Origin of the sequence: Arthrobacter sp. 1088, assembly GCF_031455315.1 — a bacterium.
Classification (GTDB): domain Bacteria; phylum Actinomycetota; class Actinomycetes; order Actinomycetales; family Micrococcaceae; genus Arthrobacter.
The window spans coordinates 320676-339436 of sequence record NZ_JAVDSM010000001.1; the positions used below are offsets into that span (position 1 = coordinate 320676).

An 18761-nucleotide genomic window follows, 5' to 3' on the forward strand; every position below is an offset into this window, starting at 1 on the left:
TCAAGGGCGAATCGGCCTATTCTTAATCTATGGAACCTACTACAGGCTTGATGCTGGCGTTGCTGGCTGTGATTTGTCTGGCTGGGGATAACCATTGTGCCGCTGATGCTGCTGGCTCCGTCGCATTCCCGTGAGGAAGATGGCGCCTCCACTAATCGGAAGGGGCGCCGTGAGGGCCGTAGGAGGGTCTTCTCGGGTGCACGACCAGTCTTCTCACACTCGTCCGCGAGTACCCGATCGCTGCGGCATCCTCGCATCCAGCACTGAAACGTCGTCTAGCACTGAAACGTCGCCCGGCAGTAGGCCGGGCCGCGAATCGTCCTCCGGCCGCAGGTCGGAGGAAAGTAAGTGGCGCCGCTTTTGCCGGTTGCGAAGCCACCGCTCAACGCTGCCCATGGCGCGCGTCGCCACAGCCCAGTAGGCCACGCCTGCCAGCAATGATGCCGCGAGGGCCAGCCCCTTATGGGTCTGTTCAAAGAGCGGATACACCAGCCAGTGCGTGACATAGATGTACAGCGATGAGCTGGCCAGAAGGGCCGTGATGCGGTGAAGGCCGCGCGGCACAGGCAAGGTAGGAATCCAGAGAAGGATGAGGAAACCTACCAGGATGGTGGCGCTGCGGTATTCGTTGCTGAAGGACCCTGGAATCGTCAGAAGGGCGAAGGTGGTCATGGCGGCGCGTTGCCACCACTCTCGCGACACAGCAGCAGCCCATCCGAAGGCGAACAGCCACAGGACAGGCCCTTGGCCAGGGTAAGGCAGCTCGATGATGTCGAAGCGCTGCAGGAGGTCGATGCCGGCCAACGCGAGTGGAAACGCCCATGGCCATCTGCGTGCCGCGCGGTCTACCGCGGGTATGGCCAACAGGAGAGCCAACCCGATCAGGATGTGAACCAGCACTTCAACGAACCAGAAGCGGGACATATCCGTCCAACCCTGGGGACCAACGATTGAGTTCAACAAGAACACGTTGTGCCAGCCGTAGTCGTCAGTGACGGCGAACGCGACGCCGATAACCAGGACGCTGGGTACGACGATCCGCGTGACGGCACGCAATTGCCTCCGGAGCCGTTCGCGCCTGGATCCCGTCAGTTGGAAGCGGGCAAAGTTGTAGCCGGCAACCGCCATCAGCACGTGCGCCGTGCCTTCCCAGGAGAAGAACTTGATGTGCGTTGCCACAATGAAAATGATGGCCACCGCGCGCAGCACGATCCCCGTTTCCATGCGTGCTGATAACTTCCCCCGCCAGCTGTGGAGAAAATTCCTGCCAGTGGTGCGCACATCTTCATGGGCTGGGTGGACTGGATGGCCAGGGGCTTCGGGCGCCGGGACAAGCTCGCATATGGGCATCAGGTGCCACCCTTGCGGGATGCGGCCAAGTGCACGCTCAAGCCGTACCGACGCCGCCACGTAGGAAAGTGAATCTCCGCCAAGGGAAACGAAGCTGTCGTTCTCGGTGATGTCTGGCTGTTCCAGGACCTCTGCGAAAATCTTGAGCACAGTCTCTGTCCCCGGGGTGGATTCCGTTTCGGGCTGGCGCTCCGTCTCTGCGGACGACGGTTCCGGTTGTCCGGGCGCGGGCTCCCGTTGCGCAGACACGTGTTCCGGTTGCGCAGACAGCGCAAGGATGGCCGGATAGTCAGGCTTCCCATTGCCGAGCCGTGGAATGTCGGGCACCGGGTGCATTTGAATGGCAGCGCGGGGGACACCCAGATCCTGCGCAAGGCTCTTGGCGACCAAGGCAAGATCGTGGTGTCCCTCCACGGCCACAACCACGACGTCGTCCGAACCTGCGGCCGCGGCGGTCAGGCCAAGATCTGCAAGGAGTCGCTCGACGCGTCCCAGGTCAACGCGGAGCCCAACAATTTTCACAAAGCGGCTGCGCCTGCCGACGATCTCATAGAGTTCATCAGGGCCGAGCCGGGCGAGGTCGCCCGTGTGGAGCTCGGTAATTTCCCGGCCGAGGGCAAGGTCTTCGGGCTTCTCGGCGTATCCCAGCATGACGTTTGGTCCGGTGTAGACGAGTTCCCAGTCATCCAGCCCCGGCACTGGTTCGAGCCGGAATTCTCCTCCGGGAATCGCGACGCCAATGGCATGCGGATGCTCCGCTGCCAGGTCCGGTGGCAAGTAAGCCATGCGCGCGGTGGCTTCCGTCTGCCCGTACATGACGAAAAGGTCCCAGCCGCGCTCCCGGCCCAACTCCGCATAGGATCGGACGCGCTCTGGGGCGAGGCGACCTCCGGCTTGCGTGATGTAGCGCAGGCTCGGAACGTCCATGTGCTCGAATCCAACACGATCCAGCAGCTCGAAAGTGTAGGGGACGGCAGCGAACGAAGTGACGCCCTTGGAGCGGACCAAATCCCAAAAACATGGGTCCACAACGGAGTGGTCCGTCAACGCCAGGGATGCACCCACCAGCAAATGGCTGTTCACTACGCTCATCCCATAGCAGTAGGAGAGGGGGAGGGTTGTGGCGGCAGTATCGCTGGGGCGAAGGTGCAGGTACTGCGCGATGGCTGCCGCGTTCGCCTGGATGGAAGCCCCGGAAAGGCGAACGAGCTTCGGTGATCCTGTGGAGCCTGAAGTGCTCACCAAAAGTGCCAGATCCGGGTGCAATTGGTGTGCTGTCTCATGGCGGCGCACGTCCAGGACAGGCTCCCCGTTGGAGGACCGCGCAATGACGTCCGGATCGTAGGCCGCAATGAGTGTGTCGGCTGCTTTTCCACCGCCGGCGGGCAGGATCAGCAGCGGATGGCCCGATGCCAGGGCTGCGAGATACACAGTCAGGGACGGCAGGGTGTTGTCGGCTTCAAGGGCGATCAGGCGCCGGGCAGGGCCGAGCTGGCGTGCCATGTCCTCTACGCGCGCGGCAAGGTCGCGGTAGCTGAGGGTGCTGTCGCCCGTGATGATGGCGGTGCGCTCGCCGAAAGACGCGAGGTTGGTGGCGAACGAGATTCGAGCCACGTCCGGCTGGGTAGTCACGGGCCAATGTAACAAGGTAAACCTAACCTAACTCAACTGGATAATGCGTTGGCGAAGAATCATGACGCGATTGGCGACTCCCCGGGCACACTGCCGCCGTGAGACTGCCGCAACATTGCTGTGACGCTTGACACGTGTTAGGTGGCGGGTTTAGGCTTCCTAACACGTGTTAGGGAAGGAAATCTACATGCCGGGAACCAATGGGGCTTTGCGACAATTCACACGCAGAACCGCCCTCACAGCCCTCGGTGCTGGGATAGTCGGAGCAACAGCGGCGTCGTGGCCGCGACTGACAGGAACGGACATTCCAGGACGGGGAGACAATAGCCTCAGCATCGCCATCATGGGCACCGCCGCAGACGCCGCAGCCCGCCAGAAGGTCATCGACGCTTTCGCCAAGGTCCACCCCGAGATCAAGGTCAAGGTCCAAGCCATCCAGGCTGTGGACTGGAAGGACTTCTTCACCAAGATCCTCACCATGGTGGCAGCAGGCACGCCACCGGACGTCGTGTACGTGGCAACGGAAGGCGCCCAGCTCTTCGCCGAGAAGCTCGCCCATCCGCTGGACGAGTACCTGCGCCGCGACGCCGAGCACATGAAAGAGTACTTCGAGGACGTCCACCCCAGCCTGGTGGAAGCCTTCATGTACAAAGGCAGCCTGTTCCAGCTCCCCATCGACTGGAACGCCGCCAACATGTACTACAACACTGCGTCACTCCGCCAAGCCGGTTTGGATCGCCCCGCCGACGACTGGACGCACATGGACTTCCGCAGCACCCTCGCTGCGATGAAGAAGGCCAAGCCCCAGGACTTCACGCCGTACTACTGGACCAACCGTCTCTTCGGTGGAGTGGTGCCATGGCTCTACGCAAATGACACCAGCTTCCTCAAGGAAACCAAATCCACCGGCGGCGAATGGCTCTGGGATGGTTTCTACGCCAAAGACCCCTCCCGCAGCCTCCGCTCCGGCGGTTACCAGTGGCTCGAACCCAACGCAGACGACCCCCGCGTCTTCGAATCCTTCGATTACCTCCGCGGCCTGGTCAAGGACGGACTGGGTGTGCGGCCCGAGGAGGGTGGCGGCAGCGCACTGATCGGTCTCTTCGCCTCCAACAGGATAGGTACGACGCCGGCGGGCGGCTATTGGGTACAAGGCCTCCACGAAGCGGGAATGACGGAGGACGGATTCGACGTCCAGTTCTTCCCCAAATGGCGGACCCAACGGCACCAGTTTGGCACAGCCGGGTACGCGATCATGAAGACCGCCAAGGACAAGGACGCCGCCTGGGAATGGGTGAAGTTCAGCTCCAGCCTTGAGGCCATGAGGATCGTGTTCCCTACACCGAACACCACTCCCGCCCGCCGATCCATGGTCAACGAACAGCTCTATGCCGGCACCGGCCCGCGGAACTGGAAGGTCTTCTACGAGACCCTGGACAAGTTCCCCACAACAGGTCCCATCCCGGCACCACCCCAGCAGGCCGCCGTCGAAACGGCCCTCATGAAAAACGTATCCCTGGCTGTCAGCGGGGACGAGCGCCAACTCAAACAGGCCCTCGAATCAATGCAGCGCGATCTTGAACTGGCCCTGAGGAGGCAGCCATGAGCACCGCCACCAGCACCCCCACCGGGACCGGGAAGCAGCCGGGCGGACGTCAGGCCTCCCACAAACACAGCCAGCCCTCCAAGCGTGGCCGCGTCCAACAACGCTGGCTGCCGTGGGCCTTCCTTGCCCCGACGATCGTGGGCATGGGCATCTTCACCCTCCTGCCGATCGCCGCTTCAGTTGCGCTCGCCTTCTTCCGCTGGGACATCATCTCCGCACCGACGTTCGTGGGCTTCGACAACTTCGCCGAAGTCGTCCAGGACCCGACCGTCCGCGTCTCGTTCCTCAACACCATCGTGTTCGTCATCGTGGCCGTGGCCCTCCAGCTGGGACTCGCCCTGGGCCTGGCGATCATGGTGCAGGAGAAGCTCCCCGCCTGGCTGAGGGTGTTCTTCCGCTCCGCCTTCTTCTTCCCACTGATCCTGTCCGCAGCTTCGGTGTCCATCTTCATGCGCTATCTCTTCAACGAACAATTTGGCGTCGTGAACTGGCTGCTCTCGCTCGTAGGCGTCCCAGCGGTACCGTGGCTGACGACGCCAGGTGGTTCGGCCGCCGTCGTAATTCTTGTGTACGTGTGGCAGAACTTCGGGTTCTCGTTCCTGCTGTTTGTTGGCGGGCTGGCTTCGATTCCGGTGGAGACCTATGAGGCCGCCTCGATCGATGGCGCCACCGGCTGGCGCAAACACTTCTACGTCACGCTGCCGCTGCTGAGCCCCACCACGTTGGTTGCCTCGGTCATGGCCATCATCAATGCACTGCAAGTATTCGATCAGCCCTACGTGCTCACACGCGGCGGGCCCGGCGACTCAACGCGCACCGCCGTCATGGTGATCTTCGAGTCTGCGTTCCAACGCCTCGAATTCGGCCAGGCCTCGGCGATCGGCGTGATCCTGACGCTCATCATCATGGCCATCACAGCCGCACAGTTCCGGCTCAGCAAACGATTCGTCTTCTACCAGTAAGGCCCGCCATGACCCTCATTTCAGAACGTGTTGAAACCACGGCGCCTGTGGTTACGCGCAAGAAGCGCGACTGGTCAGTCGTGGGGCGCGTCGCCGCCTTGCTGATCGCGGCCGTCTTTGTCCTGGGCCCCGTCCTCTGGACGCTATCCACCTCGCTGCGTCCGCCGTCGGAATCCTTCAAACTGCCGCCGGCATTCCTGCCCCTGAACCCCGATCCCGCGTCCTACCAGCAGGTGTTCAAGCAGCTCAATATTGTGCAACTGGTCCTGAACAGTGCCCTGGTGACCGGACTGATCGCCGTCGGGCAGATGGTGACCGCAGCACTAGCTGGTTACGCGTTCGCGCACCTTCGTTTTAGGGGACGGGGCGCGTTGTTCTCGATAGTGCTGGCCACCATGATGGTGCCCGCGCAGGTGACGATCGTGCCCGTGTTCATGCTGATCCGCGGCGTCGGGCTCTCGGATACGCTGCTCGCGCTGATCATTCCGGCCATCCCGACGGCGTTCGGCACCTTCCTCATGCGCCAGTACTTCCTGGGATTGCCGGGTGAGCTCGCTGAAGCGGCTGCGATCGACGGCGCCTCGCCATGGCGAACCTTCCGCTCCGTCTATGCGCCACTGGCCATGCCGGGCCTGGCGATCGTGGGCATCCTGGCGTTCAACTTCCACTGGAACGAATTCTTCAGGCCACTCATCATGACCATCTCCGAGCAGAACTTCACGCTGCCCCTGGGCTTGGTCTCCCTCCAAGGCAACCTCGGCACCGGAAGCATCTCCGTGGTGCTGGCCGGCGTCGTTCTCTCCATGATTCCCGCGCTGGTGGTGTTCATGTTCGGCCAGCGCGCACTGCAGGACGGACTCACCGCTGGAACGGGCAAGTAACCTCTCTGATTGAAAGGGTTCCAGTGACGGACCTTGCACTTTTTGATTCCCTGTTGTCTGCTTCGACGCACCCGGATCCGGCCTTCCCGCGCTTCCACCCGCGGCCGGCCCAAGGCTGGATCAACGATCCCAACGGCATCAGCTACATCAACGGCCGGTACCACGTCTTCTTCCAGTACAACCCGGAATCGGCCCGACACTCCCAGATCCAGTGGGGACACGTGAGTTCTTCGGATCTAGTCCATTGGGAAGAGCACCCCGTCGCGCTGTCACCTCAGGCGGGCGGTCCCGATTCCGCGGGCTGCTGGACAGGCGTGGTGACGTCAGATGGTGGTGTGCCGACCGCTTGTTATTCGGGTGTCCAGGACCACGGCGGCCATTCGCAGGTAGTCATTGCGCGCGGTTCTTCCGACATGGTGACCTGGGAGCAGACCGGCCACGTCGCCGCGTCCATGCCCTCCGATCCCCTGGTCACCGCCGTCCGCGATCCCTTCATCTTCCACTTCAACGGTGCTCGATACGCCATCCAAGGAGCGGGCCTATCTGATGGGCGCGCCGCTTTGCTGCTGTACACAGTGGAGTCCCTTGACGACTGGAAGTACCAAGGGATTTGGCTGACCTCTGCCGATCCTGTGGCTGCGGTTCACACGCCGGCGGAGATTTGGGAGTGCCCTCAACTGGTGCAAGTGCCCGACTCTTCGGGTGGCTCAGCCTGGGTGATGATGTTCTCGCTCTGGCTGTCCGGCGACGACCACGAGCACGCCAACGGGGTCGGGCACCTGATCGGCTCCCTTTCCGTGGACCCCGTCTCCGGGCTGCCGGTGTTCGTGCCTTCTTCCGGTGGGAAGTCCGATCTTGGCCGCGACTTTTATGCACCGCAGATCGTCCAACTCTCTTACGGGTCTTCGCCTGCGGCTTTATTGTGGGGTTGGGCCAACGAAGGTCCCGGACGCGACGGTCGCCGTGGCCGCACCCAGGAAGAAATCGACGACGCCGGATGGTCGGGTGTGCTGACACATCCTCGCCTCCTGTCGGTGGTTGATGGGGCACTGGCTGTTTCCCCGGCGCCGGAAGTGTTGGCGTATCGTGGCGCTGCTGTAGCTACGGGTGCTGTGGGCTCGGTGGTGGTTCCCGCATTTGCCGAGGTGCTCGTGACGGGTACGGGTGCGTCCTCTGGTGACGTGACTTCCGGGGACGTGACTTCCCGTGGTGTGGAGCTGGTGCTCGTTTCCGGTTCAGAGGGCGACTCCGCAGACAGGCAAGTGGTCTACTCGGGTGCATTGGCTCCAGGGGAGGAGCTACGGATCTTCATCGATGCTTCCCTGGTGGAGGTCTACCGCTCCGGCTCGGTTGCCACGACGCTCCGCGCCTACCCGGCTCCTGGGGAGGAATGGCAGCTCACCTTGCCCACAGGCGCAACTGCCGACGTATGGGAGTTGACGCTCCCGGAGTAGGCGGCAGGCCGTCGTCGTGCGTTGTGGGGCCTGATGGGCGTGGTTTGTTGGTGCTTTCGGGCTAGGACGTCGGAAGCCCGCTGTTCCGTTGCTGCCCAGCAACGGAATAGCGGCCCCGCAACGGCGTTGCCCAGCAGTTCACGCCCCGAGCTCAGCGCGTTGGCGCGGGGCCGGTTGATTCCCGGATAACAAGACGGCACGGGACCATCGTTTCCACGCTCGTCTCGGCTGCGTCGTCTGTGCCAGCGGATACGCCTTCGATGGTATCCAGAAGCGTCGTCATGGCTGCGCGCCCGATCTCACGCAGCGGCAGGGCCATGGTGGTGAGGGCGGGGACCATGGTGTCGGCGATGCGTGCTTCGTCGTCGTAACCCATCACCGAGAGATCCGTGGGGATATTGAGGCCCAAACGGGCTGCGGCCAAGGCAACGCCGATTGCCAGGCGGTCATTCGCGCACATGATGGCCGTGGGCCGCTCGGCCGGGGACACGCCGTCGAGCAGTTTCATGGCGCCGTGGAAGCCGGCGTCGATGTCCCAACCCGCCATGGTGATCCGGTCCGCGCGGACCGACAGGCCAGCAGCGGCATATGCGTCCCGATAGCCCTCAACCCGCAGCGGAGCGGCCGGAGAGTCCTCAGCGCCGGCGAGCAAGGCGATGTCCCGATGGCCGAACTGCAGCAGGTGTTCGGTAGCTTCCCTGCCGCCGGTGATTTCGTCCGGGATCACGTGGTGAAGTTGAGGCTTGGAGCTGCTGGCGTAGCAATTGGCCAGGACTGACGGGACCCGCAGCATGCCGTGGGGGACGTCCAGCGGCTTCAAGCCCACGGTCACGTACATGAGCCCGTCCACCTGGCGGTCCAGGAGGGTTTCTATAGCGCTCGCATCCCGGGCGGCGTCGCGCTCGGTGTCCATGACCACGGTGACGAAACCGCGGCTACGGGCGACGTCGTCCGCGCCGCCGATGATGTTGCCGTCGAAGGGGCTGACCACAACTTCGTCGGACACGATGCCGATCACCCGGGAGCGCTGGTTCCGCAGGCTGAGCGCGATCGCGTTGGGGGAGTAGTTGAGTTCCTGGGCGGCCAAGCGGATCCGGTCCTGGCTCTCCTTGGCCACGTTGCCGTCGCCGCGGCCATTGAGCACCAGCGAGACCGCGCTCCTGGATACCCCCGCCCTTTTGGCGACGTCCAGTGCAGTGGCCTTGCGGTTCATCGGGAGGTCCTTCCATCCTTCATTTGTCAGCAGTCTACCTAACGCGTGTGAGGACGGCGCCCAGGACATTAGGCGTTTATCGAATAACCGATCTGGCTATACAGCGACTGCATCATCGTCGACATCCAGATGCCTGCCACGATGAATGACAGTACGACCGTCGCAATCATTGCCCAGATGGGGGCCATGCCTCGGCCGGGCGCCACTTTACGGACGATGATCGTTCGGCCAATGATGTACACAGCGGGGCTCAGGAAGCACCATGCCCAGTGGAAGGGACGGACGACGCCGGAACTGGCCAGCCGCCGATAGTCCAAGAAGGCCATCAGGACAGATACGCCATAGGTAAGCAGCCCTGACGCTTGGAGGAGGAAGTAGCCGGGCGTGTAGATCGACATGGGATCCAGCGTGGTCATGCCCTGCCGAGTAGTCATGTATCGGAATTCCGGCTGCCAGGTGAGCATCAGCAGGAGCGGCACCAGCGGCAGCAGCACCACGGCCCAAATGAAGGGGTTGAGCACAGGGGTCTGGTTGCTGATCAGGACGCGCTGGAGCGGCATGAACTGCGCGGTGGCAGGGGCAAGATGAGGTGTCCACTGGACCCCGTCCCACCAGCGCATCTGCTGCGGAAAGGAAGGATCCGGGTACCAACCGGCGGGCGTCGTGGAACCGTTGGGTGCGTGCGTCATATTTCCCCTGAAATGAGTCGTGAATCAGAGGATAGCGCGGTTCCCTTCCTCCGTTCGGATGGAACCCTCCCTTTAGCTTTCGTGGCGGTGTAAGGATGGAGCATGACGTTCTTCGACGATCTTCCAGAGCCACCCCAACGTCCGCGCCAACCCCAGCCACTCCGCCCCGGTTGGTCCGGTCCGCCGTCGGACGAGCTGCCTGGCGTGATGCACATCGGCGAGTTCGTTTACAACAGCCGACAGATGGTGATGGCCCTGAAGCTGGTTGAGGTGTATTCCACGGGATGTACTTTGGACCTCGTCTGGTCGGTTCGCCGAGGCGACGAGTCGGACCGGGAGTGGCGTGACGTCATGGACCAGTCCTTCAACCGTCCCCGTTCAAGTCTTGATACCAGGTCAGGACTGCAGCTCGGGGTCGCTTTCCCCGATGGGCGCAAGGCGGTTGCAGCCGGTCCCGGGCCGTCGATGCACGAAGGGGCTGACGACGTCACGGGTCCAGTGCTGACTACGCTCGGCGGCGGCGGGGGGAGCGGCAATGATGAAATCGTTCAGTCAACGGCCCACTACTGGCTGTGGCCCCTGCCCCTCGAAGGAGACACGCGGGTAGTTGCTCGGTGGGATGCGATCGGAATGCCCGAAAGTTCCCTTACCTTGTCCGGTGAGCAGTTGGGTCAGGGACTCGGGAAGGTCCGCAGGTACTGGTCCGACTAACGTGGTCCGGCTATCTGATCAGGGCTCCAGCCGCTTACGCAGGAGGCAGAACTCATTGCCCTCAGGGTCCGCCAGGACATGCCATTGCTCGTTTCCGGTCTGCCCGACGTCAGCAGGGCGGGCTCCGAGGGCGAGCAAACGTTCCAGCTCGGCGTCCTGGTCCCTGTCGACGGGATTGACGTCAATGTGCAGGGGAAGTCTTCCAGTCCGCGGGTCGCTGCTGGGACTCAGGATGATGGTGGGCTGCAGGCCGCCGAACCCGACGTCCGGAGGGCCGATCTCGATCGCGCCATCTTCCCGGTCGAGTTCGACGTAACCGAGGACGTCGCTCCAAAACCGCGCCAGCACTTCGGGATCGGCACAGTGGAGGACCAGTTCGCTGATACGGCATGACATGGAACCCAGTGTACGGATTGTTGGAATGGACGAGTTATCCACATAGCCTAATTGGCCAGCCTCTGGCGCCAGGAGCCGCCGGTACAGTGGCAATATGCCTGCTCGCCTTCCCGATTTGCCGCCGCTCGAAGAACTCCTCGACAACGCCCACGTTGTTTCACTGCCCATGCGCGTGAAGTTCCGCGGAATTATGGAGCGGGAAACACTCCTCTTGAAAGGGCCGCTCGGGTGGGGCGAATTCTGCCCCTTCCCGGAATACGACGACGACGAATCCTCGCGCTGGCTCGCTGCCGCCCTGGAAGCGGGCTGGACTGGTTTCCCTCCACCGCTCAGGGACAGCATCCCCGTGAACGCCACCGTTCCCGCAGTTCCCGCCGAACGCGTGCCGGAAGTACTTGCTCGTTTCGGCCGGGTGGATGCCGTCAAGATCAAGGTTGCCGAGCGTGGTCAATCCCTTGCCGACGACCTCGCAAGGGTCACCGCCGTGCGCGACGCCCTTCCCGACGCCGCCATCCGCGTAGATGCGAACGGGGGCTGGGATGTTGACCAGGCTGTAGAGGCATTGGGCAAACTCTCAGTTGTCGGACTTGAATATGCAGAGCAACCGGTGCCGGACATTGAGGGCTTGGCTGACGTGCGCCGTCGCCTTGCCGCCGCGGGAGCGCCCGTCCTGATAGCCGCCGATGAGAGCGTCCGGAAGGAGGCCGACCCCCTCCGCGTCGCGAGGGCGGGGGCTGCGGACCTTATCGTCGTCAAAGTCGCGCCGCTCGGGGGAGTGGCACGTGCCCTGGACATTGTCGCCCAAGCCGGCCTTCCCGCCGTCGTCAGTTCCGCCCTCGATACCTCCATTGGGATCCGCGCCGGTCTGGCGCTCGCCGCCGCGCTGCCTTCGCTGCCATACGCCTGCGGGCTCGGCACCGTTTCGCTCTTTGCGTCGGACATCACCCTGGATCCCTTGGTCCCCGACGACGGCGCCATCCGCCTTCGCGAGGCCATCGCCGATCCCGGGCTGCTTGAGCAATACGCGGCTCCGGGGGAACGTCGCGACTGGTGGTTGGAGAGGCTGCGGCGCGTACACTCGACACTCGCTTCCTCCCAAGAAGACCTGTTCACCGAAACTTAACCAGAGAGTCCTCTCGGATTCGGATTGCGCTGAAAGGCTCAGCGGGAACCTCGTACATTCTCTGGAAGGTCCCCCATGTCTGATACCACCGGACGCACGTTCCCGCTGCTGCCAATGTTCGGCCACACCAAAGGCAAACGCAGTGCCGTCACCTGCGCTCTCAAGTGCGACAACGCCTGCGCCGGCGATGTTTGCAACACCAGCTCCAACGGCTACTTCCGCGACATCGCCTCCACGGCGATGACCCGCCGCGCCGCCCTGGGGCTTGGCGCCGCCGGTGCGCTCGCCGTCGTTCTTGGTAGTGCGGTGACTGGTGCCGAACATGCAGTCGCCGATGCCGGTAACGGTTTGTCGGACGCGGCGAAGAAGGGTTTCGAAAAGTCCAAGCTTCAGTTCACGGCAATCAAGCCGGTTGATGCCGCCGTCGACGCCGTCACGGTTCCGGAGGGGTTCGACTGGAAGCCGATCATCCGTTGGGGTGACCCTCTTTTCGCCGACTCGCCGGCCTTCAACCTCAACGCGCAGACCGCTGCCGCCCAGGCCCGCCAATTCGCCTACAACAACGACTACACGGACATCATCCCGGTTCCCGGGTCCAAGGATCGTCGAGCCGTATTGTTCACGAACCACGAATACACCAACGAGAACATCATGCTGCCGGCAGGTTTTGACGCCGCCGAAGCCCGTGCAATTGGCCGGGCCGGTCACGGCCTGACGGTGGTGGAGTTGGAGCGGAAGAACAAGAACAAGCCGTGGAACTACGTTCAGGGAGCACCCCTGAACCGCCGCTTCCTCACGGACACCGTCTACGAACTGACCGGCGCTGCTGCAGGAACCAACCTGGTCAAGACAATCGATGACCCGGAAGGCCGCTGGATCAAGGGAACCTTGGGCAACTGCTCCGGCGGAACCACTCCATGGGGAACTATCCTTTCCGGCGAGGAGAACTTCAACGGCTACTTTGCCGCACCCGGCACCAGTGACGGCGACAAGCGCTACGGCATATCTGCGAAGCCGACCACGCGTCAGTGGGAACTCGACGAGCCGCGCTTCGACACCCGCAATGCCGGCTACGCCAACGAGACCAACCGCTTCGGCTGGATCGTCGAAGTTGACCCCTTCGACCCCACCTCGACTCCGAAGAAGCACTCCGCCATGGGCCGCTTCAAGCATGAGGGCGCCAACGTGATTGTCGCTCCGTCGGGCCAGGTTGTGGCGTACATGGGTGACGACGAACGCTTTGATTACCTCTACAAGTTCGTGTCCAAGGGCAAATACCAGCCCGGCGACTCAGCGGAGGCCCGCAAGAACAACATGGGCCTCCTCTCCGAAGGTGATCTCTACGTTGCCCGTTTCACGGGAGACTCCCCGGCTGCAGAAATTGATGGCACGGGCAAGGTCCCTTCCGACGGCGCCTTTGACGGCACCGGCGAGTGGTTGCCGCTGGTGGTGGGTGGCGTCTCGGCAGTTCCCGGCATGTCCGTTGCTGAAGTCCTCGTCTACACGCGTCTTGCCGCTGACAAGGTTGGCCCCACCAAGATGGACCGCTGCGAAGACGTCCAGCCCAACCTGCTCACCGGCAAGGTTTACGTGGCCTGCACCAACAACTCGGACCGCGGCAAGGCCGGCAAGGAAGGCGCCACCGAGGTCAACCCCCGTGCGCTGAACCGTGACGGCCACATCGTGGAAATCACCGAAGGCCCGGACCAGACGGGCACCAAATTCAACTGGACCCTGCTGTTGGTGGCCGGTGACCCCGCCAAGAACACGTCCACGTACTTCTCCGGATTCCCGGCGGACAAGGTATCCCCGATCTCCTGCCCGGACAACGTGGCCTTCGACTCCGTGGGCAACCTCTGGATCTCCACCGATGGTGCACCGTACACTATTGGCTACGCAGATGGGCTGTTCAAGGTCACCCTCGAAGGGTCCGAACGCGGAAAGGTGGAGCAGTTCCTGGCCGTCCCGCGCGATGCCGAAACCTGTGGTCCGATCATCCACGATGAAGAGCGCACCGTTTTCGTCGCCGTTCAGCACCCGGGCGAGGAAGGCACGTTCGCTGACCAGCACTCGTTCTTCCCGGACTACGTAGACGCTGGAGCCACGCCCACCGCCGGTGCGGTTCGGGCTCCGCGGCCGTCGATCGTCCAGGTGTTCCGCAAGTAGCACTAACCCCGGAACGCTCCCCTGCCTGGGATCTCCAAGCAGGGGAGCGCTCCGCGTCACCGATGCTCTCTCACTTCCTGCGTCGTTTTGACGGTTGTTCTCTCACTTCCTGCGTCGTTTTGACGGTTGTTCTATCACTTCCTGCGTCGTTTTGACGATTGTTCTATCACTTCCTGCGTCGTTTTGACGATTGTTCTCTCACTTCCCGCGGGGTGCTGGGCGATCCTTTTCATGGCACAGAGTGTGAAAGAGCATCGGGTGGGAGCCGGTTGGATGTGAGAGCGCATCGGGTGGACGCCGGTTGGATGTGAGAGCGCATCGGGTGGACGCCGGTTGGATGTGAGAGCGCATCGGGTGGGAGCCGGGTGGATGTGAGAGCGCATCGGGTGGGAGCCGGGTGGATGTGAGAGCGCATCGGGTGGGGGCCGGGTGGATGTGCGAGCGCATCGGGTGGGAGCCGGTTTGATGTGAGAGCGCGATTGGGGTCCCGCCCGCGCCAATAGACTGGAACCGTGACTTCCCAGGACTCTCTGACATCCATCGCCGCCGCCAGAATCGCCGTGACTGCACTGCTCGACGGCGGTGTGCGGCACGTGGTGGTGGCGCCGGGTTCGCGTTCTGCACCCATGGCCTACGCCCTTGCGGAGGCAGAAGCGGCGGGCAAAGTTCTCCTGCATGTCCGGATCGATGAACGGGATGCCGGATTCACGGCGCTTGGACTCGCCCTCGCAACCGAAGCGCCAGCCGCCGTCCTGACAACCTCGGGTACCGCCGTCGGGAATCTGCTGCCCGCCGTGATGGAGGCCAACCACGCGGCCGTGCCGCTCGTGGTCGTCTCGGCAGACAGGCCGGAGGAGCTTCACGGAACCGGGGCGAACCAGACCACAATCCAACTGGACCTTTTCGGCGATCACGTTCGCTTCGCCGTCGACGTCGCCGCTGGGGACAGCCCGCAGAGGGCAGTCGCCACAGCGCTATATGCTGCCACGGGCGCCCTCGAGGACACGCCGCCAGGTCCGGTGCAAGTGAACCTCGCGTTCCGCGACCCGTTGGTTCCAGGCGCGGGCGATGCCCTTCCCGCCGCCGCTGGCCACAGCGTTTTCCATTACGACGCCGGTCCCCAGGCGCTCGATCTTCCGGCGGCTTCGAGCGAGCTGGCCGAGCGACGCACCGTGGTTCTCGCAGGCCACGACGCCGGTCCTGTGGCCGAGGCCTTCGCACGCGCACACGGCCTTCCTCTCCTTGCCGAACCTTCGTCCAACGCGCGATTCGGTCCGAATGCCGTGGGCCCGTACCGGGTGTTGCTGGAGCATTTTGGCCCGGGGTCGGCTACACCGATCGAGCGAGTGGTCCTGTTCGGCCGGGCCACCCTTTCCCGGCCAGTGGCCGCGCTCTTGGCCCGTCCCGGTATCGAATCCGCCATTTACCAGCCGGTCCCTGTGGCTTGGTACGAGGCTGGACGACGCCGCGAAACACCCATTGAAACCCTCCCCGAGTTGGCCGCGTTCGCCGGTCGGGGGTCCGCAGACTGGCTGGATTCCTGGCTCCTGGCCGGGGCCGCCGCCCAACATGCCTTGGATGGAATATTGGCTGGGGAGTCGACTGCCAATGGTCCTTCCGTCGGAGCCGCCGTCTGGGAGCACTCGCGCGGGAAATTGGTTCTCGGCTCCTCCAACGGCATACGCGACGTCGACCTCGCAGGCCAACCGCACCCCGACCCCATCGCCACTGTCTACGCCAACCGCGGCCTCGCCGGCATTGACGGCACCATCGCCACCGCTACGGGAATTGCCCTCGGAAGCGGCCGAGAAACCACGCTTCTCCTTGGCGACGTCACGTTCCTCCACGACGCCGGCGGACTACTCTTGGGCCAGGGCGAGCCCGTCCCCGATCTTCGGATCGTGGTCCTTAACGACTCCGGCGGCGCCATCTTCAGTCTCCTCGAGCACGGCGCGGTGGAGGACTCGGGGGCCTACGGCACCGCCGTCGAACGCCTCTTCAGCACGCCACACTCAGTGGACATCGCGGCACTCGCGGCCGCATACGGCGTCGGACATAAGGCGGTAAGTACGACGGCGGAACTCGCGGAGGCGCTCAAGTCGCCGCTGAAGGGACGCACGATTGTGGAGGTGCGCGTGGACCGCGCAGGCCTGCGGGCACTTCATGCCCGCATCAAGGAAGCAGTCTCCGGTGCCGTGGGCAAGGTGTTGACCGCGGGCTAGAGGGATCACGTCGGCATTTCGCGGAGCTTCGGTTGGGACGCTTCAGCACCTGGCTGCCACCCTTGCCGGCGGTATTCCTTGGCGACGATGGATACGGATACGGATACGGATATGGGGAAGCGGGGCGTGCATTGTGCACGCCCCGCCCGTTTCCTTTAGTACTGCTAGGTCAGTTCCGGGGTACTACCTACATGCTTGGGGGCTGGTACCTCCTGCTCGGGAGAGTTGTCTTCGCTGCCCGCTGGGCCCGCCTTTTTCTGCACCCGCTTGGCCCATGCTGAGGTCACGATCGGGCAGAGCACAGCGGAGACGACGACCGAGGCTGCGACGAGGACGGTGGCGTGTTCTGCTGCTGGGGCGTAGACAGGGTTGGCTGTGGCGATGATTGCCGGAACGAGGGCTGCGTTGCCGGCCGTTGTTGCTGCGGCGAGGCCCGCGACGCCGTCGCCGCCGGTGAGTTTGTCTGCGAGGAGCAGTACCGCTCCTCCGACGAAGACCACGAACAGGCCGAGGGCGATGCCGAGCAGTCCGGCTTCGACGACTGCGTTGAGGTTGATGGTCAGGCCGAGGGCGAGGCCCAGGAACGGCACCATCGCTGGTACCAGCGGAGCCAGCAGGTGTCGCATGTTCTTGTCGAGGTTTCCGAGGAGCATGCCCAGGGCGAGGGGGAGGATGGCACCGACGAGTGCCTGCCAGGGGAAGGCGGCGAGACCTGCGATTCCCAGGGTGACCATTGTCAGGAAGGGCCCTGATTCCAGGGACAGGATGGAGTAGGCTCCGGCGTCGCGTTTGCGGCCGAACTGTCCCATCAGGGAGATGTAGAGCCCTCCGTTGGTGTCGTTCAGGGCTGCGACCAGCGCGAGGGTTGACAGGCCGGCGAGGATTCCGTGTTCGATGGGAGCTTCGCCAAGGAATCGGCCAGCGATGACGCCGATGAGAACTGCGAAGAGAATTTTCGAGCCGAGGAGCACGCCGCCCTTTTTGAGGATGTAGGGCGTGGACTTGACCTCTAGCGTTGCGCCGAGGCAGACGAAGAATACAGCCAGCAGCGGTGCCAGGCCGGTGAAGAAGGCACCTGTGAAGGATCCAAAGAATTTGCCAGCGTCCGGGGCGAGGGTGTGGATGACGGCGCCGATGCCGAGTGGCACCAGCATCATGCCGCCGGGGACCTTTTCCAAGGCTTTCTTGATGGGAATCGACATTGATTTCTCCTGTGAATGGCTGGGGTGTGCTTGGTCCGCGGGTTCCTGGAGGGGGGCGCGGGTGGGGGTGTTTAGCCGAGGCCGGGGATGAGCAGGACTTTGCAGGCGTCTCCCGTGAGGAGCTCTACTGCTTCGTCGATTTCGCTCAGCTTCTTGCGGTGGGTGATGAGCCAGTCGAGTTCGAGCTTGCCGGAGTCCAGCAGCAGCAGGCTCTGTTCCCAGGTTTCCCAGAGCCGGCGGCCGAAGATTCCGCGAAGGGTGATGCCCTTCTTGTTGATGTATGCGGCGATATCGACCTCAGCCGGGCGGCTGGGGTGACCGACGGTGATGACCGTGGCTTCCCGGCGGACGGCTTCGAAAAGAGTGGTCAGGGTGCCGGGCGCGCCGGAGCACTCGAAGGCGACGTCGAATCCGCCACGGCGGCCGGTGAGTTCCCGGCAGCGTTCAATGATGCCGTCGTTGGGGTGCAGGGCGGTCGCTCCGAGTTTTTCGGCCTGAGCGCGGCGGTAGGGGTTGGGGTCGACTGCGATGACGTGGGAGGCGCCCATGAGCAGTGACAGGTTCACGACGACGAGGCCGACCGGACCTGCACCGCTGACGAGCACAGCCCGGCCTGCGACGGAGTAGTTGGCCCGCTGGATCGCGTGGACGGCGACGCCAGCTGCTTCGAGCAGGGCTCCGGACTCAAGGGACAGGCCGGTGGGGAGCTTGACGCAGATGTCCTGGGGGACGGCCGCGTATTCGGCGAAGACGCCGTCGATGTGCATTCCCAGGATGCCGGTGCGTTCGCAGGTGTGTGCGTCGCCGGTTCGGCAGGGGAAGCACTGGCCGCAGGTCAGGTGGCTTTCCAGGGCGACCTGGTCGCCGACCTTCAGTCCGGTGACGCCGGGGCCAACTGCGACGACCGTTCCTGCGCCTTCGTGGCCGAGGATGACGGGGAGGTTGAGGTTGAATGCCTGGGCTGAGGGGGTCCATTCGTAGAGTTCGCGGTCGGTGCCGCACAGGGAGGCTGCGCCGACTTCGATGACGACTGAGCCTTCTGTTGCTTTGGGGTCGCCGGCGTCGGTGACGTAGGTGACGCCTCGCTCGGCTGCGTTCTTGACTACTGCCCGCATGGGGGCCGCCTTTCGTTGGTTCTGGTGATGCGTGGAGGG

Annotated in this window: 14 protein-coding genes; 8 read left to right on the forward strand and 6 right to left on the reverse strand. The window is 63.6% G+C overall.

Features of this window, described 5'->3' with window-relative positions; genetic code table 11:
• Positions 1–213: 213 nt before the first annotated feature.
• Positions 214–2982, reverse strand: coding sequence for an AMP-binding protein (locus J2Y41_RS01450; protein ID WP_309925544.1), 2769 nt, complete (start codon positions 2980–2982; stop codon positions 214–216).
• A gap of 187 nt (positions 2983–3169) precedes the next feature.
• On the opposite strand from J2Y41_RS01450, the gene J2Y41_RS01455 reads away from it, so the two are divergent.
• From J2Y41_RS01455 to J2Y41_RS01470, 4 genes are read left to right on the forward strand one after another with little or no spacing between them, the layout of a single operon-like run.
• Positions 3170–4588 carry an extracellular solute-binding protein gene (locus J2Y41_RS01455; RefSeq protein ID WP_224088509.1) on the forward strand — a complete coding sequence of 473 codons (1419 nt, stop codon included), beginning with the start codon at positions 3170–3172 and terminating at the stop codon, positions 4586–4588.
• Positions 4585–5550: a sugar ABC transporter permease gene (locus tag J2Y41_RS01460; protein ID WP_309925546.1), complete on the forward strand. Its 966-nt coding sequence runs from the start codon at positions 4585–4587 to the stop codon at positions 5548–5550. The genes J2Y41_RS01455 and J2Y41_RS01460 overlap by 4 nt, the downstream gene beginning before the upstream one ends.
• 8 nt (positions 5551–5558) lie before the next feature.
• A complete protein-coding gene (locus J2Y41_RS01465) occupies positions 5559–6431 on the forward strand; it encodes a carbohydrate ABC transporter permease (RefSeq protein ID WP_224088505.1) in 873 nt (290 codons plus the stop codon).
• Between the two features lie 23 nt (positions 6432–6454).
• Positions 6455–7885, forward strand: a complete 1431-nt coding sequence (locus J2Y41_RS01470) for a glycoside hydrolase family 32 protein (RefSeq protein ID WP_309925548.1) — start codon at positions 6455–6457, stop codon at positions 7883–7885.
• 151 nt (positions 7886–8036) lie between these two features.
• Here J2Y41_RS01470 and J2Y41_RS01475 read toward each other — a convergent pair whose 3' ends face one another.
• Together J2Y41_RS01475 and J2Y41_RS01480 are read right to left on the reverse strand one after the other, a co-directional pair.
• Positions 8037–9098 carry a LacI family DNA-binding transcriptional regulator gene (locus J2Y41_RS01475; protein ID WP_309925550.1) on the reverse strand — a complete coding sequence of 354 codons (1062 nt, stop codon included), beginning with the start codon at positions 9096–9098 and terminating at the stop codon, positions 8037–8039.
• A 68-nt stretch (positions 9099–9166) separates the two neighbouring features.
• On the reverse strand, positions 9167–9787 hold the full coding sequence (locus J2Y41_RS01480) for a DUF2510 domain-containing protein (RefSeq protein ID WP_309925552.1): 621 nt from the start codon (positions 9785–9787) through the stop codon (positions 9167–9169).
• A gap of 102 nt (positions 9788–9889) precedes the next feature.
• Here J2Y41_RS01480 and J2Y41_RS01485 point away from each other — a divergent pair, with 102 nt between their 5' ends.
• Entirely contained in the window at positions 9890–10498 is a 609-nt protein-coding gene (locus tag J2Y41_RS01485; RefSeq protein WP_309925555.1) for a hypothetical protein, read from the forward strand.
• Between the two features lie 18 nt (positions 10499–10516).
• Here the strand turns inward: J2Y41_RS01485 and J2Y41_RS01490 are convergent, their stop codons facing one another.
• Positions 10517–10894 carry a VOC family protein gene (locus tag J2Y41_RS01490; protein WP_224088498.1) on the reverse strand — a complete coding sequence of 126 codons (378 nt, stop codon included), beginning with the start codon at positions 10892–10894 and terminating at the stop codon, positions 10517–10519.
• A 94-nt stretch (positions 10895–10988) separates the two neighbouring features.
• Between J2Y41_RS01490 and J2Y41_RS01495 the strand changes: the two genes are divergently transcribed.
• From J2Y41_RS01495 to menD, 3 genes are all read left to right on the forward strand, one after another.
• Entirely contained in the window at positions 10989–12017 is a 1029-nt protein-coding gene (locus J2Y41_RS01495; RefSeq protein WP_309925558.1) for an o-succinylbenzoate synthase, read from the forward strand.
• Positions 12018–12092: 75 nt separating this feature from the next.
• Entirely contained in the window at positions 12093–14183 is a 2091-nt protein-coding gene (locus J2Y41_RS01500) for a PhoX family phosphatase (protein ID WP_309925560.1), read from the forward strand.
• Between the two features lie 512 nt (positions 14184–14695).
• Entirely contained in the window at positions 14696–16405 is a 1710-nt protein-coding gene (gene menD / locus J2Y41_RS01505; protein ID WP_309925562.1) for a 2-succinyl-5-enolpyruvyl-6-hydroxy-3-cyclohexene-1-carboxylic-acid synthase, read from the forward strand.
• Positions 16406–16569: 164 nt separating this feature from the next.
• Here menD and J2Y41_RS01510 read toward each other — a convergent pair whose 3' ends face one another.
• A complete protein-coding gene (locus J2Y41_RS01510) occupies positions 16570–17607 on the reverse strand; it encodes a 2-keto-3-deoxygluconate permease (protein WP_224088492.1) in 1038 nt (345 codons plus the stop codon).
• A gap of 71 nt (positions 17608–17678) precedes the next feature.
• Positions 17679–18722, reverse strand: coding sequence for an alcohol dehydrogenase catalytic domain-containing protein (locus tag J2Y41_RS01515; protein ID WP_309925564.1), 1044 nt, complete (start codon positions 18720–18722; stop codon positions 17679–17681).
• Positions 18723–18761: the final 39 nt, after the last annotated feature.

What these genes read in the sequence shown, in the direction of transcription:
- J2Y41_RS01455 (WP_224088509.1), top strand. Translation starts at nt 3,170, where the DNA reads ATGCCGGGAACCAATGGGGCTTTGCGACAATTCACACGCAGAACCGCC.
- J2Y41_RS01460 (WP_309925546.1), top strand. Translation starts at nt 4,585, where the DNA reads ATGAGCACCGCCACCAGCACCCCCACCGGGACCGGGAAGCAGCCGGGC.
- J2Y41_RS01465 (WP_224088505.1), top strand. Translation starts at nt 5,559, where the DNA reads ATGACCCTCATTTCAGAACGTGTTGAAACCACGGCGCCTGTGGTTACG.
- J2Y41_RS01475 (WP_309925550.1), bottom strand. Translation starts at nt 9,098, where the DNA reads ATGAACCGCAAGGCCACTGCACTGGACGTCGCCAAAAGGGCGGGGGTA.
- J2Y41_RS01480 (WP_309925552.1), bottom strand. Translation starts at nt 9,787, where the DNA reads ATGACGCACGCACCCAACGGTTCCACGACGCCCGCCGGTTGGTACCCG.
- J2Y41_RS01485 (WP_309925555.1), top strand. Translation starts at nt 9,890, where the DNA reads ATGACGTTCTTCGACGATCTTCCAGAGCCACCCCAACGTCCGCGCCAA.
- J2Y41_RS01490 (WP_224088498.1), bottom strand. Translation starts at nt 10,894, where the DNA reads ATGTCATGCCGTATCAGCGAACTGGTCCTCCACTGTGCCGATCCCGAA.
- J2Y41_RS01495 (WP_309925558.1), top strand. Translation starts at nt 10,989, where the DNA reads ATGCCTGCTCGCCTTCCCGATTTGCCGCCGCTCGAAGAACTCCTCGAC.
- J2Y41_RS01500 (WP_309925560.1), top strand. Translation starts at nt 12,093, where the DNA reads ATGTCTGATACCACCGGACGCACGTTCCCGCTGCTGCCAATGTTCGGC.
- J2Y41_RS01510 (WP_224088492.1), bottom strand. Translation starts at nt 17,607, where the DNA reads ATGTCGATTCCCATCAAGAAAGCCTTGGAAAAGGTCCCCGGCGGCATG.
- J2Y41_RS01515 (WP_309925564.1), bottom strand. Translation starts at nt 18,722, where the DNA reads ATGCGGGCAGTAGTCAAGAACGCAGCCGAGCGAGGCGTCACCTACGTC.